We start from the raw sequence: 14,797 nt of genomic DNA, 5'->3' as shown, positions 1-14,797 counted from the left end.
CGCGAAAGGCTCGGGCTTGACACCGTGGGAGCGCTCCCATAGAGTCACTGGACAGTGCATGGGAGCGCTCCCACAGGAATCCTCACGGGAAGCCATCACGGAAAGCCCACGCACGACCCCGAGCACCACCCGCACCACCACTGCACGACCCACCACAAAGGAGTGAACTGTGAACACACGTGCCCGCAAGCGGATCCTGACGACAGCAGCCGTCGCATCCGTCTCCGCCCTGGCCCTCGCCGGCTGCGCCTCCGCCGATGCCGGCGACAGCGCTTCCGGTGACGAGAAGGTCACACTGACCGTCACCACCTTCGGCACCTTCGGATACGACGACCTCTACGACGAGTACGAGAAGGCGAACCCGAACGTCACGATCGAGGCGACCAACATCGACACCGGCGGCAACGCCCGCACCGACGCGTTCACGAAGATCGCAGCCGGCTCGGGTCTCAGCGACGTCGTCGCGATCGAGGAGGGGTGGCTCGGCGCGATCATGGACGTCTCCGACACCTTCGTCGACCTGCGCGACTACGGCATCGAAGACCGCAAGTCCGACTGGGTCGACTGGAAGTACGGACAGGCGACCGACGCCGAGGGCCGCGTGATCGGCTACGGCACCGACATCGGCCCGAGCGGCATCTGCTACAACGGCGCCGCCTTCGAGGCGGCCGGCCTGCCCAGCGACCGCGAGTCCGTCGCCGAGCTGCTGAACGGCGACTGGGAGAACTACTTCGCGGTCGGCGCCGAGTACACGGCCAAGACCGGCAAGGCCTGGTACGACCACTCCGGTTTCGTCTGGAACGCCATGGTCAACCAGCTCGACGAGGGGTACTACACCTCTGACGGCGAGCTGAACGTCGAGGACAACGCCGAGCTGAAGGAGCGCTTCGAGCTGCTCGGAGCCGCGACCGAAGGCGGTCAGTCCGCTGCGCAGACCGCGTGGGACTGGAACGGCGGCAAGTCGTTCGTCGACGGCACCTTCGCCACGTTCGTCTGCCCGGGCTGGATGCTCGGCGTCGTGCAGGGCCAGGTCGAGGCCGGCGGCGGCGACGCCTCCACCGGCTGGGACTTCGCCGACGTCTTCCCCGGCGGCGCAGCCAACTGGGGCGGCGCATTCCTGTCGATCCCCGAGAGCTCGCAGCACAAGGAGGCCGCGGCCGACCTCGCCGACTGGCTGACGCAGCCCGAGCAGCAGGTCAAGCAGTCCGCCGCCGCGGGCAACTTCCCGTCGACGATCAAGGCGCAGGAGACCCTCTCGTCCGAGGCGACTCCGAACGCGTTCTTCAACGACGCACCCACCGGTGCCATCCTCGCCGAGCGTGCCAAGGGCGTCGTCGCCCAGTTCAAGGGCGCCGATGACTCGGTGATCCAGGAGAACGTCTTCGGTCCGGCCCTCAGCGGCCTCGACCGTGGCGAGACCGACACCCAGGGCGCCTGGGATGCCGCGGTCGAGCTCCTGAACGAGCTGGTCGACTGACCCAGCCACCGCATCCGTTCCGGTCGCAGTTCGTGCCGCGCCGCCTTCACCGGGGCGGCACGGACTGCGACCGGAGCACCACGGAAGCCCGGAACAGGACCAAGGAAGAGTCATGACCCTCACGCATGAGCGCTCGGAGACGGCATCCGCGTCGTCGAACGACGCGAAGAGCCCGAAGACGGATGCCGCGGCTCGGCGTCCCTGGCGGCACCGCATCTCGCGGTTCGACCAGAACGCCTCCCCGTACTTCTACATCTCGCCGTTCTTCCTGCTCTTCGGGCTGGTCGGACTCTTCCCGCTGCTCTACACGGTGTGGGTGGCCGTGCACGAGTGGGACCTGCTCAAGGGGCAGGGCGAGTTCATCGGCGCCGGGAACTTCGTCGAGATCCTCGGCGACCCGATGTTCTGGAACTCGATCTTCAACACCCTGAGCATCTTCCTTCTGTCGGCGATCCCGCAGCTCGCGGTCGCCCTGGTGATCGCCTACCTCCTCGACCGCGGCCTGCGTGCCCCGACGTTCTGGCGCATGAGCGTTCTCATCCCGTTCGTCGTCACCCCCGTCGCCGTCGCCATCATCTTCTCGAGCATCTTCAACGAGGCCGACGGCCTCGCCAACAACCTGCTCAATCTGATCGGCATCGCCGACCAGGAGTGGAAGCACAACACGGCCCTGTCGCACCTCGCGATCGCCGTGATGGTGAACTTCCGCTGGACCGGCTACAACGCCCTCATCCTCCTCGCCGCCATGCAGGCGGTGCCGCGCGATCTCTACGAGTCGGCAGCCCTCGACGGAGCCGGCGCTGCCCGCCGGTTCTTCTCGATCACGATCCCCACGATCCGCCCGACGCTGATCTTCGTGATCATCACGGCGACGATCGGCGGTCTGCAGATCTTCGCCGAGCCGCGGCTGTTCGACGTCTCGACCGCGGGGGGCATCGGCGGCAGCGACCGGCAGTTCCAGACGACCGTGCTGTTCCTGTGGGAGCTCGCCTTCTTCCGCCGGGACCTCGGCGAAGCATCCGCCGTCGCCATCCTGCTGTTCCTGCTCATCGTCGGCATCGGCGTCATCAACTTCCTGATCTCCCGACGCATCTCGACCGGGGATGCTCCGAAGAGCCGCGCCGCGCGCCGACGAGCCCGCACCGCCGCTGCCGCCGCAGCCGCGACGGCCGCCGCCGGCACGACGATCGCCACCACGACCGAGGAGAATGCGCGATGACCGCCACCCAGGCGCTGAGCGTCCCCGAGAAGATCCGCCGTCGAGGCGCCGTGGGCGGCAACGCCGGGATCGGCAGCCGCCCCGGCTTCCTCACCTACGGCCTGCTCGTCGCGTTCATCATCGGCAGCGTCTACCCGCTGTGGTGGTCGGTCGTCGTGGCGAGCGGCACGAACGCCACGCGTGGCGAAACCCTGCCGCTGATCCCCGGCGGCAACTTCTTCACCAACGCCGCCAAGGTGTTCGACGCGATCCCGTTCTGGCTCGCTCTGGGCAACTCGTTCCTCATCTCGGCGATCATCACGGTCTCGGTCGTCACGTTCTCGACGCTGGCCGGCTATGCCTTCGCCAAGCTGCGCTTCAAGGGCCGCGACGGACTGATGATCTTCGTGATCGCGACCATGGCGATCCCGACGCAGCTCGGCATCATCCCGCTGTTCATGCTGATGCGGGAGCTCGGCTGGACCGGATCGATCGGCGCGGTCATCGTGCCGACACTGGTCACCGCCTTCGGCGTCTTCTTCATGCGGCAGTACCTGGTCGACGTGATCCCCGACGAGCTGATCGAGGCGGCGCGGATGGACGGCGCGAACCAGTTCCGCACGTTCCTCACCGTCGGCATCCCGGCCGCTCGCCCTGCCATGGCGATCCTCGGCCTCTTCACCTTCATGACTGCGTGGACCGACTACCTCTGGCCGCTGATCGTGCTCTCCCCGCAGAACCCGACACTGCAGACGGCGCTCAGCCAACTGCAGTCCGGCTACTACATCGACTACTCCATCGTGCTCGCCGGTGCGGTGCTCGCGACCCTTCCGCTGCTCGTCCTGTTCGTCGTGGCGGGCCGGCAGCTGGTCAGTGGCATCATGGCGGGCGCGGTGAAAGGATGACCCCTATGACCCGTGCCTTTCCCGAGAACTTCCTGTTCGGCGCCGCGACAGCGGCGTACCAGATCGAAGGGGCGGCTTTCGAAGACGGGCGCACCGCGTCGATCTGGGATGCCTTCAGCAGGGAGCCCGGCGCCGTGATCGGCGGCGACAACGGCGATGTGGCGTGCGACCACTACCACCGCTATCCGCAGGACGTCGCTCTCATGAAGGAGCTCGGGCTGCAGACCTACCGCTTCTCGACCTCGTGGTCGCGCGTCCGGCCCGACGGCGGCGCGGTCAACGCGAAGGGCGTCGACTTCTACGAGCGCCTGGTCGACGAGCTGCTCGCGAACGACATCCTGCCCTGGCTGACGCTCTATCACTGGGACATGCCGCAGGCGCTGCAGGAGACCGGCGGGTGGACCAACCGTGACACCGTCGGACGCTTCCTCGAGTACGCCGGCACGATGCACGACGCCCTGGGCGATCGGGTGAACGTGTGGACGACCCTGAACGAGCCGTGGTGCTCGTCGTTCCTCTCTTATACCGGCGGCGAGCACGCTCCGGGTCACACGAGCGTCGCCGAGGGTCTGCTCTCGGCGCACCACCTGCTGCTCGCCCACGGCGAGACGGTCCGTGAGCTGCGTGGCCGGGATACGAGCCTGAATCTCGGCATCACGCTGAACCACACGGTCGCAGACCCCGCCGATCCGACCAACCCCGCAGACATCGACGCCGCGCGTCGCGTCGACGGCCAATTCAACCGCTGGTTCCTCGACCCGATCTACCGGGGCGTGTACCCGGACGACATCATCCGGGACATCCGGTCGGTGGATGCCGATGCCGTCGCCCGCTTCACGGATGCCGTGCACGACGGCGACCTCGACGTCATCTCTCAGCGCATCGACACGCAGGGCGTCAACTACTACCACGGCGACTTCGTCTCGGGCACGGCTCCCGCCCCTGAGCGGACCCCGCTCAGCGGCGGCCCCGCGACCGACCGGGTCGGTCGGAGCCCGTATCCGTCGAGCGAGGGCATCCACCCCGTCGAACGCGGACTGCCCCGCACGGCGCAGAACTGGGAGGTGCAGCCCGAGGGGCTCACCCGTCTGCTGCAGCGCGTGTGGACCGAGTACGCCGAGCCCGCCGGAACCGTGCTGTACATGACCGAGAACGGTGCCGCCTATGACGACGTCGCGGTCGTCGAAGACGGCGAGACTCGCGTGCACGACGAGGACCGCACCGAGTTCCTGCGCCTGCACCTGGCCGCCGTGCTCGATGCGGCGGATGCCGGCGTCGACGTGCGCGGCTACTTCTACTGGTCGATGTTCGACAACTTCGAGTGGGCCTGGGGCTACGACAAGCGGTTCGGCATCGTGCGCGTCGACTACGACACCCAGGAGCGGAGTCTGAAGGACTCCGGTCGGGAGTACGCTCGCATCATCGCCGCTCGCGCTCTCTGACGCCGGGCGGCGTCACCAGGGAGCATCCGGCCTCGCCGCCGGACGGAGGGAGAGTCGTGTCGTCACGAGCGACCATCGAAGAGGTGGCATCGGCCGCCGGAGTCTCACGATCGACGGTGTCACGCGTCGTCAACGGGTCGACGGCGGTGAGTCCTGAAGCCCTCGAGTCGGTGAAGCGGGCCATCGAGGAGCTCAGCTACGTGCCCAATCGCGCGGCTCGCTCACTCGCGTCCCGACAGACCCACGCGATCGCCCTGATCGTCCCCGAGGACACCACGCGGTTCTTCGGAGATCCCTTCTTCGCGGCGATCGTCGCGGGCATCACGGGGGCGCTCCGCGGCTCTGACTACCTGCTCAACCTGCTGATCGCGAGCGACGACCCCGGCGACAAGATGACGAGCTTCGTGCGCAACGGCGGTGTGGACGGCGCGCTCATCGTCTCGCACCACACGAGCGACGCGTTCATCGACCGGGTCGCCGATGCCGTGCCCGTGGTCTGGGGCGGCAGGCCGGTGCGCATCCGCGAGGGCGACTACGTGGTCGACGTCGACAACGTCGCCGGCGCCCGCACCGCCACCCAGCACCTGATCGAGACCGGTCGCACGCGGATCGCCACGATCTCGGGGCCCATCACGATGGTCTCGTCCGTCGACCGCGTGCAGGGCTTCCGCGGGGCACTGGCCGATGCAGGGCTCTCGCCGTTCGCCGAGGAGGCCGGTGACTACAGCGAAGCCAGCGGAGCGGATGCCGCGCGCCGCATCCTCGCGGCGGGGCGTCCGGATGCGATCTTCGTCGCCAGCGACCTCATGGCCCGTGGCGCGCTCACGGCGCTGCGCTCGGCCGGCATCCGTGTTCCCGAGGACGTGGCGCTCGTCGGGTTCGACGACTCGTCGGTCGCGCTGAGCACCGACCCGCCGCTGACCACCATGCGGCAGCCCATGTACGCGCAGGGCGAGGCCATGGCCGGAGTGCTGCTCTCGCGCCTGGCCGGACGCGACCCGGCGCACACGACGATCCTGCCGACCGAACTGGTGGTGCGCGCCTCGTCGTGACCTCGCGCGGGCCGGGATCGAACGGGTGCGACCGAAGAACACGGATGCGGACCATACGCCCCTCCAGGTCGGTCCGCATCCGTGGGTCTTCGGGCGATCAGCCGATCCGGTCCCGTGACCGCTGATCGATCGTCGCGGGCCATGACAGCGTCGCCCACGGGCCGTTGCGCTTGGGCGTCACTGCCGTCGCAAATTCCGTCCACACCTCGCCGTACTTCTCGAACGACTCCGCGTCGAGGTTCCCGTCGCTCCAGTGCATGACCCGCCCGGCGATGTAGCTCAGGCCGAAATCGACCCATGACACGAACGACGGGCGGGTGTCGACGTTGATCCGGTGGATGATGCGGCGGGCCTCTGCGACGTCGGCGTATCCGAGCGCGACACCCCACGTCGTCATCGCCACGGCCTGACCGAGCGCATACGCGTCGAGTGTGCGCACATACACATCGGGCGTAACGACATCTTTTCCGACTCGTCTGCGCACCTCGCGCTCGATGCGCTCGATGCCGGCCACGAACGGCAACGCGTCGCGCGCGTCTCCGCCTTCGGCGACGATCCCCGCGAGCCACTCCCGCGTGGTCGGCACACGCCCGAGGGCGGTGTCCAGGTCGTTGCGGACAGCCAGACGGAGCATCCAGGCCTGACGTCGACGTCGCACGGTGCTGAGATGGTCGATCATGCCGAGCCAGTCGTCACGGGAGCGGATGCCCCACGTCTCGGCGACGAGCGCCCTGTCGTCAGGTCCCAGAGAGGGGGCCGTCGGGTCGTTCCAGGGCCCGGACGGGAGGGAGCTGATCTGCAGCAGGCCCAGCGCGATCTCGTTCGCCTCGGTGTCGGTGGTGGAGAACCGCTCGGATGGCGCGAGCCTCTGGGGACGCGTGAACCATGATGTCGGGCTCATCACACTCCTGAGGGTGGGGCCTGGGGCCGCTCATAGCTTGAACAGCTATTCAGTCGCTAATATATAGCCTCCGGGGGGAAATCCGAAGTCGTCCGATGCTGGGGAGCGGGACACCGATGGCACGTTCAGACGAACACAACCGGGCCGCGCGGGAGCGCGCCCGCGAAGCCATTCTCGAATCGGCCATCATCCTGTTCGCCGAACGAGGCGTCTCCGGCGCGAGCATCGCCGAGATCACCCGCCGCGCCGGGGTCGCGCAGGGACTCGTGAGCTACCACTTCGGCGGCAAGGACCAGCTCGTGGCCGCCGTGATCGACCGCTGGTACGAGGCGCTCTTCGCGATCCCGCAGGTCGAGGGGCCCGCCGACGTCCGGCTCGCCGGGATCATCGACGGTGCTCTCGCCGCCACCGGTTTCGCCCTCCCGGTGCAGCGAGCGGTGTTCGCGATGCAGCAGCAACCCAGCACCCACCGCATGTTCGCCGAGGCCGAGACCCGGTTCGCCGAGCAGGCGATCGCATCGGAGAACGCCGTCCGCGAGATCTTCCGCGAGAGGGGTGCCGCCGATCCTCCGCTCGAGGAGATCATGCTGCGCACCACCCTCGAGGGCGTCTTCATGAAGTACGCCGTCTACGGCGACACCTACCCGCTCGAAGACGCCCGACGCTGGGTGCGGCGTCTCTACGGCCTGCCCGAGCCCGAGGCGCCGCTTCCGCTGCATCTCGCGCCCCGGGATCCGGACGCGAGGACCAGGGCGGCGGGGGCTCTGCGGGACGAGGAGTGACCGAGCTGCGGCCGACCCTCCATCGCGGACGGCGTCAGCCCAGCTGCATCCGGGCGAAGGCCCCGAGCACCACGCGCTCGGACTGCACGAGGTAGCGCTCGAGCTCGGCCGCACCGGCCGCCGCACCGCGGGCGAGGAAGGTGTCGAGCACCGCGCGGTTCTTGCGCACGAACGGCTCGTGCAGCGAGCGAGGATCGTCGATCTTCAGGAACGCGAGTCTCAGCTCTGCCGCGAGGTCACGGTAGGTGCGGGCCAGACGGGGGCTGTCCGCGAGCGACACCAGGGCGACATGGAACGCCATGTTGGCGCTGCCCACCGCGCGCCACGTCTCGGCGTCGTCGAGGAGTGCGTCGTGCGCCGCGGCCTCGGCGGCGAGCACGGCCTCCTGCATCTGCTGGACCGCCGGATGCTCCGGCTCGGAGTGCAGGAGCGCGGTGCACTCGATGATGCGACGTGCGCGATAGATGTCGATCACGTCGGCGATCGACGGCGAGGCGACGGAGACGCCCCGGTGCGGCACGTGCTCGAGCAGACCCTGCTCGGAGAGGGCGCGGAACGCCTCGCGCAGCGTGTTGCGTGCCACGCCGAAGTGCTCCGCGATGGCCGATTCCGACAGTCGGGAACCGGGTGCGAAGGCGCCGTCGATGATCTGCTGTCGGAGCGCATCGGCGAGCATGCCCTGCTGGTTCATGCCTTCATCGTAGGCGGCGGCCGGGGCGGATCGTTCGAGGAAGCGTCTCCGCCATCACGCGAATGCAACTCCGCCGTAGCACAGCGGAAACAAAGTTGTTGAACAATATTGCTCGATCCGTTCTACACTGGGTGTCACTCGACACCCACCAACGACGATGGGAATCCCCCGCAATGTCAGAGAACACCGCAGCCCCGCTGTCCGCCGAAGACGAAGTCCGGCTCTCCGCCGCCAAGAGACGCGCCGGCCGCAGCGCCGTGATCGGCGCCATCTTCCTGATGGCCACCAGCGCCATCGGTCCCGGGTTCATCACCCAGACGGCCACCTTCACCGCGACGATGGGGGCGGCCTTCGCGTTCGCGATCCTCGTCTCGATCCTCGTCGACATCGCCGTGCAGCTGAACGTGTGGCGCATGATCACCTCCTCCGGCATGCGCGCCGGGGAACTCGCCAACAGGGCCATCCCGTTCTCCGGGCACGTGATCGCCGTGCTCGTCGTCATCGGCGGCCTCGCGTTCAACATCGGCAACATCGCGGGTGGCGGCCTGGGCATGAACGCGCTGCTCGGCATCGATCCCAAGCTCGGCGGAGCGCTGACCGCCGCCCTCGCGATCATCATCTTCCTCATCAAGAAGGCCGGTCCGGTGATGGACATCGTGCTCGTCGTGCTCGGCATCGGCATGATCGTGATGACCGTGATCGTCGCGGTGATCGCCCAGCCGCCCATCGGCGAGGCGCTGCGCCAGACGTTCGCGCCGGACGAGCTCAACTTCGCCACGATCACCACGATCGTCGGCGGAACGGTCGGCGGATACATCACCTACTCGGGTGCCCACCGCTACCTCGACTCGGGTCACACCGGTCCCGAGCAGGCGGGTCCTGTGATGCGCGCCGCGGCGAACGGCATCCTCGTCACCGGCATCATGCGCTACGTGCTGTTCCTCGCGATCCTCGGCGTGGTCGCCTCGGGCGTCTCGCTCGACCTGTCGAGCCAGGCCGCGAACCCCGCGGGACAGGCCTTCGGCGCCGTGCTCGGCGACGCGGGACTCCGCATCTTCGGCGCGATCTTCTGGGCCGCCGCGATCAGCTCGGTGATCGGAGCGGCATACACGTCAGCGACCTTCCTCTCGACCTTCACGAAGAAGCTCCGGGGCGGGTGGCCGCTGCAGCTGGCCACCGTCGCCTTCATCGTCGTGTCGCTGATCGTCTACCTCTCGATCGGCACGGCGCCGGCCGCGATCCTCGTCTTCGTCGGCGGCTTCAACGGGCTCATCCTCCCCATCGGCCTCACGGTGTTCATGTACATCGGCTGGTTCCGCCGTGACCTGCTCGGCTCGAAGAAATACCCGCTGTGGCTGCTCATCGCCGGCACGCTCGTGACGCTGCTGACCTGGTACATGGGCATCGTCTCGGTCGGCCCCATCTTCGCCTTCCTCGGAATCGGAGCGTGACCCCATGACATCGATCGACCTGAACTCCGACCTCGGCGAGAACGTCCCCGACCGGGTGGTCAGCGACGATGAGAGCATGCTGCGCCTCGTGACGAGCGCGAACGTGGCGTGCGGGTTCCACGCGGGCAGCCCCGAGGGCATCCGATCGACTCTCGAGAGCGCCGTGGCCGGAGGCGTCGTGATCGGCGCGCACCCCGGCTACCGCGACTACGAGAACTTCGGCCGCACGAAGGTCGAGATCGACTCGGCCACCCTGCAGGCGCACGTCGAGTACCAGCTCGGTGCCCTGATCGGTCTTGCCGCAGCCGTCGGTGGCACGGTCGCCTACGTCAAGCCGCACGGAGCGCTCTACAACACGATCGCCCGCGACGAGCGGCAGTCGAAGGACGTGGTGGCGGCGATCCGCGCGATCGACCCGAACCTCGTGCTGCTGGGTCTGGCCGGAGGCGTCGTGCTCGACGTCGCCGAGCGTGCGGGCCTGCAGATCGCGGCCGAGGCCTTCGCCGATCGGGCGTATCAGCCCGACGGCCAGCTCGTCTCACGAACCGAGGCGGGCTCGGTGCTGCACGACCCCGTCGCGGTCGCCGAGCGCATGGTGCGCCTCGCCGGCGAAGGAGTGATCCGCGCGATCGACGGCACCGACGTGCCCGTCAGCGCGCAGTCGATCTGCGTGCACGGCGACAGCCCCGGCTCGGTGGCCATGGCCGCCGAGACCAAGCGGATGCTGCAGGACGCCGGCATCACGATCGCACCGTTCGCGGGAGTCTGAGATGACCGTTCTCGCCACCCCCGACCAGCTCGCCGCCGCGCGGGCAGCGCGAGCCGCCATCCGGGCGGGGCACGCCGCGCCGACCAGCGGCGTCGCCGTCGGACTGACGCAGGCGAACCTCATCTCGGTGCCCGCGGACTGGGCTTTCGAGACGCTGCTCTTCGCGCAGCGCAACCCGAAGCCGTGCCCCGTGCTCGAGGTCATCGAACAGGGCGAGGTGGAATCGCGGCTCGCCCCGGGCAGCGACATCCGCACGGATATCGGCCGGTACCGCGTCTGGCGCGACGGCGAACTGGTCGACGAGGTCTCCGATGCGACCGAGGCGTGGGAGGAGCAACCCGACCTCGTCTCGTTCCTGATCGGATGCAGCTTCACGTTCGAGTCCGGGCTCGTGCAGGCGGGCATCCCGATCCGCCATCAGGAACTCGGACGCAACATTCCGATGTACCGCACCGCAGTGCCCTGCACCCCCGCGGGCAGGCTGAGCGGCGAGATGGTCGTGTCGATGCGACCGATCCCCGCGGACCGTGTGGCCGATGCCGTGCAGATCTCCGGCCGCACCCCCGCCGTGCACGGGGCCCCGGTGCACATCGGCGACCCGGCATCGCTCGGCATCGCAGACCTCGCCCGCCCCGACTTCGGCGATGCCCCTGAGGTGCGCGAGGGCGAGGTGCCGGTGTTCTGGGCGTGCGGCGTCACCCCGCAGGCCGCCATCATGGCCTCGAAGCCGCCGTTCGCCATCACCCACGCGCCCGGCTACATGTTCATCACCGATGTCCCCGATGCGGAGTACCTGGTCTGATGCGCATCCTCACGGCATCCGACCACGCGCTTCTCGTCGAGGCGGCCGACCTCGACGAGGCGATGCGTCTGAACCTCGCGTGGGACGGCGTGCACGGCGTGGTCGAGCGCATCCCCGGCGCTCGCACGGTGCTCGTGCGGTTCGATCCGCTGGCGGTGTCGGCCGCCGATCTCGCCCGCGCGCTCGCCGCGACCGAGATCGACACCGCTCATCTGCCGGCCACGGGCGAGGTCACCGTTCCGGTGCGGTACGACGGGGAAGACCTCGACGAGGCGGCATCCCTGCTGGGCGTCTCGGCATCCGAGCTCGTGAACCGCCACCTCGCCGCCGAGTGGACGGTCGCCTTCTCGGGCTTCGCCCCCGGCTTCGGGTATGTGGTGAGCAGGGATCCGCTGTTCGATGTGCCCCGCCGCTCGTCGCCCCGCACCCGTGTGCCGGCCGGATCCGTGGCCCTCGCCGGCCCGTTCACCGGCGTGTACCCGCGCGAGAGCCCCGGCGGATGGCAGCTCATCGGACGCACGGATGCCCTGATGTGGGACATCGATCGCGACCCTCCTGCGCTGCTGTCGCCCGGCACGACGGTGCGGTTCGAGCAGGTGCGGGCGCAGGCCGTGATGTCGGACAACGCAGACGATCGTGCCGACGCGCGGCGCGTCACCGAGCGAGACGCCGCGGCGAGCGCGACGGACCCGGGTTCTCCGGCGTCCCCGGCCGTCGAGGTCGTGCGTCCGTCGATGCAGCTGCTGGTGCAGGATGCCGGTCGTCCGGGATTCGCGGCGCTCGGCGTCTCAGCGTCCGGTGTCGCCGATCGCCGCGCCATGCGCGAGGCGAACCGCGCAGTGGGCAATGCGAGCGGCGCGGCGGTGCTCGAGAGCGTCGGCGGTGCAGTGCTGCGATTCCGGGGCGCCGGGGTCGCCGCTGTCACGGGCGCTGTCGGGACGCTCGACCTGATCGACGCGGACGGTGTGGCGCGTCGCATCGCCCATGGCGCGCCCTTCGCCACCGTCGAGGGCGACGAGCTCACGCTGGGGCATCCGACCAGCGGGCTGCGCTACGTCATCGCGGTCCGTGGCGGAGTGGCCGTCGACACGGCGCTCGACAGCCGCGCGAGCGACACCCTCGCCGGGCTCGGGCCCGATCCGCTGGCTGCAGGCGACGTGCTTCGCGTCGGCGACTCCGCCCGGCATCCGGTCGAGCCGGAGGCCACCCCGCGCACACTGCCGGCACCCGGCGAACTCGTCGATCTCGAGATCACGCTCGGCCCCCGCGACGACTGGTTCACCGCTTCGGCGCTCGCGACGCTCACCGGCCAGGAGTGGACCGTGACCCCGCGGTCCGACCGCGTCGGCATCCGGCTCGAGGGCGACAGGCCCCTCGCACGCTCCGTCGGGGGCGAGCTGCCCAGCGAAGGGGCGGTCACCGGGGCGATCCAGGTGCCGCCTGACGGTCAGCCCGTGCTGTTCCTCCCGGATCACCCGCTCACCGGCGGGTATCCGATCATCGGCGCCCTCACCGATCGCAGTCTCGACCTCGCCGCGCAGTTGCCGCCCGGCGTGCGCATCCGTTTCATCGTCAAGGAGACCTCATGACCAAGGTGCTGATCGCGAATCGCGGAGAGATCGCCGTGCGCGTCATCCGCGCCTGCGCCGAAGCCGGGTACACGTCGATCGCGGTCTACGCCGACCAGGATGCCGATGCTCTGCACGTGCGGCTCGCCGATGAGGCCGTCGGACTGGGGGGAGACACCGCTGCGACGACCTATCTCTCGATCGATGCGCTGCTGGACGCGGCCCGCACGAGCGGAGCGGATGCCGTGCACCCGGGCTACGGATTCCTCTCGGAGAGCGCGGAGTTCGCGCGGGCCGTCGAGGGTGCGGGCCTCATCTGGATCGGCCCGTCGCCCGACAGCATCGATGCGCTCGGCGACAAGATGACCGCGCGCCGGATCGCGCAGCGCGTCGGGGCCCCCTGGCCGCCGGCACCGATCAGCCGCTCGCCGGCCCCGAGGAGGCCGTGGCCTTCGCTGAGGAGCACGGGCTTCCAATCGCGATCAAGGCGGCGTTCGGCGGAGGCGGCCGGGGGCTGAAGGTGGTGCATGAGCTGTCGGAGGTCGCGGATGCCTTCGAGGCCGCGACGCGCGAGGCCATCGCCGCCTTCGGGCGGGGGGAGTGCTTCGTCGAGCGCTTCCTCGAGAGCCCGCGCCACATCGAGGTCCAGGTGCTCGGTGACGGACTCGGCGGCGTCGTGGTCGTCGGCGATCGAGACTGCTCGATGCAGCGACGCAACCAGAAGCTCATCGAAGAGGCACCCGCGCCGGGCCTGTCGAGGGATCAGCGCACGCGGTTCCACGACGCGGCCAGGGCGATCTGCGCCGAGGTGCAGTACCGCGGCGCAGGGACCGTCGAGTTCCTCCTCGCGGCCGACCGGACGATCTCCTTCCTCGAAGTGAACACCCGACTCCAGGTGGAGCACCCCGTCACCGAGGAGGTCACCGGCACGGATCTCGTGCGCGAGCAGTTCCGCATCGCCTTCGGCGAGGGGATCTCGTTCACCGAGACGCCCGTGCCGACCGGGCACGCCTTCGAATTCCGGATCAACGCCGAAGATCCGGGTCGCGGATTCCTGCCCAGCCCCGGTCGTGTCGAGTCCCTGCGGATCCCCGGCGGACCCGGTGTGCGCTGGGACAGCGGCATCGAGGCGGGCGACGTCGTTCAGCCCGCCTTCGACTCGATGATCGCGAAGCTCGTCGTGCATGCCGACGACCGCGACGCGGCCCTCGTGCGGGCGCGTCGGGCGCTGCGCGAGCTTGTCGTCGAGGGGCCGGCCACGGTCATCCCGTTCGATCTGCTCGCGCTCGACGACGAGGCGTTCGCCACCGAGACCTTCGCGGTGCACACCCAGTGGATCGAGAGCACCCTGCTGCCGCGCCTCGAGCCGCAACTGCGTCCCGCCCCCGCACCGGACGCCGCTCTCCAGCGCTTCCCCGTCGAGATCGACGGGCGCCGTGTCGTGCTCGGGCTCCCGATGGCGCTGCTCGCGGGGCTCGGCGGACTGAGGAATGCCGGAGGTGCGCCGCCCGCATCCGATCCGACCGAGCTGCGTGCTCCGGCACCGGGAACGCTCGTGCGGTGGCTCGCAGACGACGGGGCGAGCGTCGCCGAGGGCGACCCGATCGCGGTGCTCGACGCCATGAAGATGGAGACCACGGTCACCGCCCATCGTGCCGGCACGCTGTCGCACCGCGTGGAGCTCTCGGCCTCGGTCGCGCCCGACGCGGTGCTCGCCGTCATCGCCTGAGAGCTACCGCGCCCTGACACAGAGATCCCG

Annotated in this window: 12 protein-coding genes and 1 pseudogene; 11 read left to right on the top strand and 2 right to left on the bottom strand. The window is 69.4% G+C overall.

Annotation, left to right across the window (positions count from 1 at the left end):
- Positions 1-169 precede the first annotated feature (169 nt).
- The 5 genes from ACZZZQ_RS05195 (at position 170) to ACZZZQ_RS05175 (ending at position 6,074) form a co-directional block, all read left to right on the top strand.
- A complete protein-coding gene (locus tag ACZZZQ_RS05195; RefSeq protein WP_072590620.1) occupies positions 170-1,477 on the top strand; it encodes an ABC transporter substrate-binding protein in 1,308 nt (435 codons plus the stop codon).
- Between the two features lie 112 nt (positions 1,478-1,589).
- Positions 1,590-2,696 (top strand): carbohydrate ABC transporter permease, encoded by a 1,107-nt coding sequence (locus ACZZZQ_RS05190; protein WP_053098589.1) that lies wholly within the window; start codon positions 1,590-1,592, stop codon positions 2,694-2,696.
- Entirely contained in the window at positions 2,693-3,580 is an 888-nt protein-coding gene (locus ACZZZQ_RS05185; RefSeq protein ID WP_463507049.1) for a carbohydrate ABC transporter permease, read from the top strand. Before ACZZZQ_RS05190 ends, ACZZZQ_RS05185 begins: the two co-directional genes overlap by 4 nt.
- Before the next feature lie 5 nt (positions 3,581-3,585).
- The gene (locus ACZZZQ_RS05180) at positions 3,586-5,022 is read left to right on the top strand and encodes a GH1 family beta-glucosidase (protein ID WP_463507048.1); all 1,437 of its coding nucleotides are present in this window, start codon (positions 3,586-3,588) and stop codon (positions 5,020-5,022) included.
- A gap of 56 nt (positions 5,023-5,078) precedes the next feature.
- Complete coding sequence (locus ACZZZQ_RS05175; RefSeq protein WP_056276469.1) at positions 5,079-6,074, top strand: LacI family DNA-binding transcriptional regulator; 996 nt, start codon at positions 5,079-5,081, stop codon at positions 6,072-6,074.
- Positions 6,075-6,171: 97 nt separating this feature from the next.
- On the opposite strand, the gene ACZZZQ_RS05170 is transcribed toward ACZZZQ_RS05175, so the two are convergent.
- Positions 6,172-6,975 (bottom strand): DUF1266 domain-containing protein, encoded by an 804-nt coding sequence (locus ACZZZQ_RS05170; RefSeq protein ID WP_463507047.1) that lies wholly within the window; start codon positions 6,973-6,975, stop codon positions 6,172-6,174.
- A 116-nt stretch (positions 6,976-7,091) separates the two neighbouring features.
- Here ACZZZQ_RS05170 and ACZZZQ_RS05165 point away from each other — a divergent pair, with 116 nt between their 5' ends.
- A complete protein-coding gene (locus tag ACZZZQ_RS05165) occupies positions 7,092-7,757 on the top strand; it encodes a TetR/AcrR family transcriptional regulator (protein WP_363519347.1) in 666 nt (221 codons plus the stop codon).
- A gap of 34 nt (positions 7,758-7,791) precedes the next feature.
- Here ACZZZQ_RS05165 and ACZZZQ_RS05160 read toward each other — a convergent pair whose 3' ends face one another.
- On the bottom strand, positions 7,792-8,448 hold the full coding sequence (locus ACZZZQ_RS05160; RefSeq protein WP_053098594.1) for a GntR family transcriptional regulator: 657 nt from the start codon (positions 8,446-8,448) through the stop codon (positions 7,792-7,794).
- Positions 8,449-8,621: 173 nt separating this feature from the next.
- On the opposite strand from ACZZZQ_RS05160, the gene ACZZZQ_RS05155 reads away from it, so the two are divergent.
- From ACZZZQ_RS05155 to ACZZZQ_RS05135, 5 genes and pseudogenes are all read left to right on the top strand, one after another.
- Complete coding sequence (locus tag ACZZZQ_RS05155) at positions 8,622-9,899, top strand: NRAMP family divalent metal transporter (RefSeq protein ID WP_053098595.1); 1,278 nt, start codon at positions 8,622-8,624, stop codon at positions 9,897-9,899.
- A gap of 4 nt (positions 9,900-9,903) precedes the next feature.
- Complete coding sequence (locus ACZZZQ_RS05150) at positions 9,904-10,668, top strand: LamB/YcsF family protein (protein WP_053098596.1); 765 nt, start codon at positions 9,904-9,906, stop codon at positions 10,666-10,668.
- A 1-nt stretch (position 10,669) separates the two neighbouring features.
- A complete protein-coding gene (locus ACZZZQ_RS05145; protein ID WP_463507046.1) occupies positions 10,670-11,470 on the top strand; it encodes a putative hydro-lyase in 801 nt (266 codons plus the stop codon).
- A complete protein-coding gene (locus ACZZZQ_RS05140; RefSeq protein ID WP_463507045.1) occupies positions 11,470-13,059 on the top strand; it encodes a 5-oxoprolinase subunit B/C family protein in 1,590 nt (529 codons plus the stop codon). Before ACZZZQ_RS05145 ends, ACZZZQ_RS05140 begins: the two co-directional genes overlap by 1 nt.
- Positions 13,056-14,767: pseudogene (locus ACZZZQ_RS05135) on the top strand (acetyl/propionyl/methylcrotonyl-CoA carboxylase subunit alpha). The gene ACZZZQ_RS05140 and the pseudogene ACZZZQ_RS05135 overlap by 4 nt, the downstream one beginning before the upstream one ends.
- Positions 14,768-14,797: the final 30 nt, after the last annotated feature.

Source organism: Microbacterium sp. AC132, assembly GCF_979258525.1.
This window is presented reverse-complemented; position numbering and strand designations above follow the sequence as displayed.

What these genes read in the sequence shown, in the direction of transcription:
- ACZZZQ_RS05190 (WP_053098589.1), top strand. Translation starts at nt 1,590, where the DNA reads ATGACCCTCACGCATGAGCGCTCGGAGACGGCATCCGCGTCGTCGAAC.
- ACZZZQ_RS05185 (WP_463507049.1), top strand. Translation starts at nt 2,693, where the DNA reads ATGACCGCCACCCAGGCGCTGAGCGTCCCCGAGAAGATCCGCCGTCGA.
- ACZZZQ_RS05180 (WP_463507048.1), top strand. Translation starts at nt 3,586, where the DNA reads ATGACCCGTGCCTTTCCCGAGAACTTCCTGTTCGGCGCCGCGACAGCG.
- ACZZZQ_RS05170 (WP_463507047.1), bottom strand. Translation starts at nt 6,975, where the DNA reads ATGAGCCCGACATCATGGTTCACGCGTCCCCAGAGGCTCGCGCCATCC.
- ACZZZQ_RS05165 (WP_363519347.1), top strand. Translation starts at nt 7,092, where the DNA reads ATGGCACGTTCAGACGAACACAACCGGGCCGCGCGGGAGCGCGCCCGC.
- ACZZZQ_RS05160 (WP_053098594.1), bottom strand. Translation starts at nt 8,448, where the DNA reads ATGAACCAGCAGGGCATGCTCGCCGATGCGCTCCGACAGCAGATCATC.
- ACZZZQ_RS05155 (WP_053098595.1), top strand. Translation starts at nt 8,622, where the DNA reads ATGTCAGAGAACACCGCAGCCCCGCTGTCCGCCGAAGACGAAGTCCGG.
- ACZZZQ_RS05150 (WP_053098596.1), top strand. Translation starts at nt 9,904, where the DNA reads ATGACATCGATCGACCTGAACTCCGACCTCGGCGAGAACGTCCCCGAC.
- ACZZZQ_RS05145 (WP_463507046.1), top strand. Translation starts at nt 10,670, where the DNA reads ATGACCGTTCTCGCCACCCCCGACCAGCTCGCCGCCGCGCGGGCAGCG.
- ACZZZQ_RS05140 (WP_463507045.1), top strand. Translation starts at nt 11,470, where the DNA reads ATGCGCATCCTCACGGCATCCGACCACGCGCTTCTCGTCGAGGCGGCC.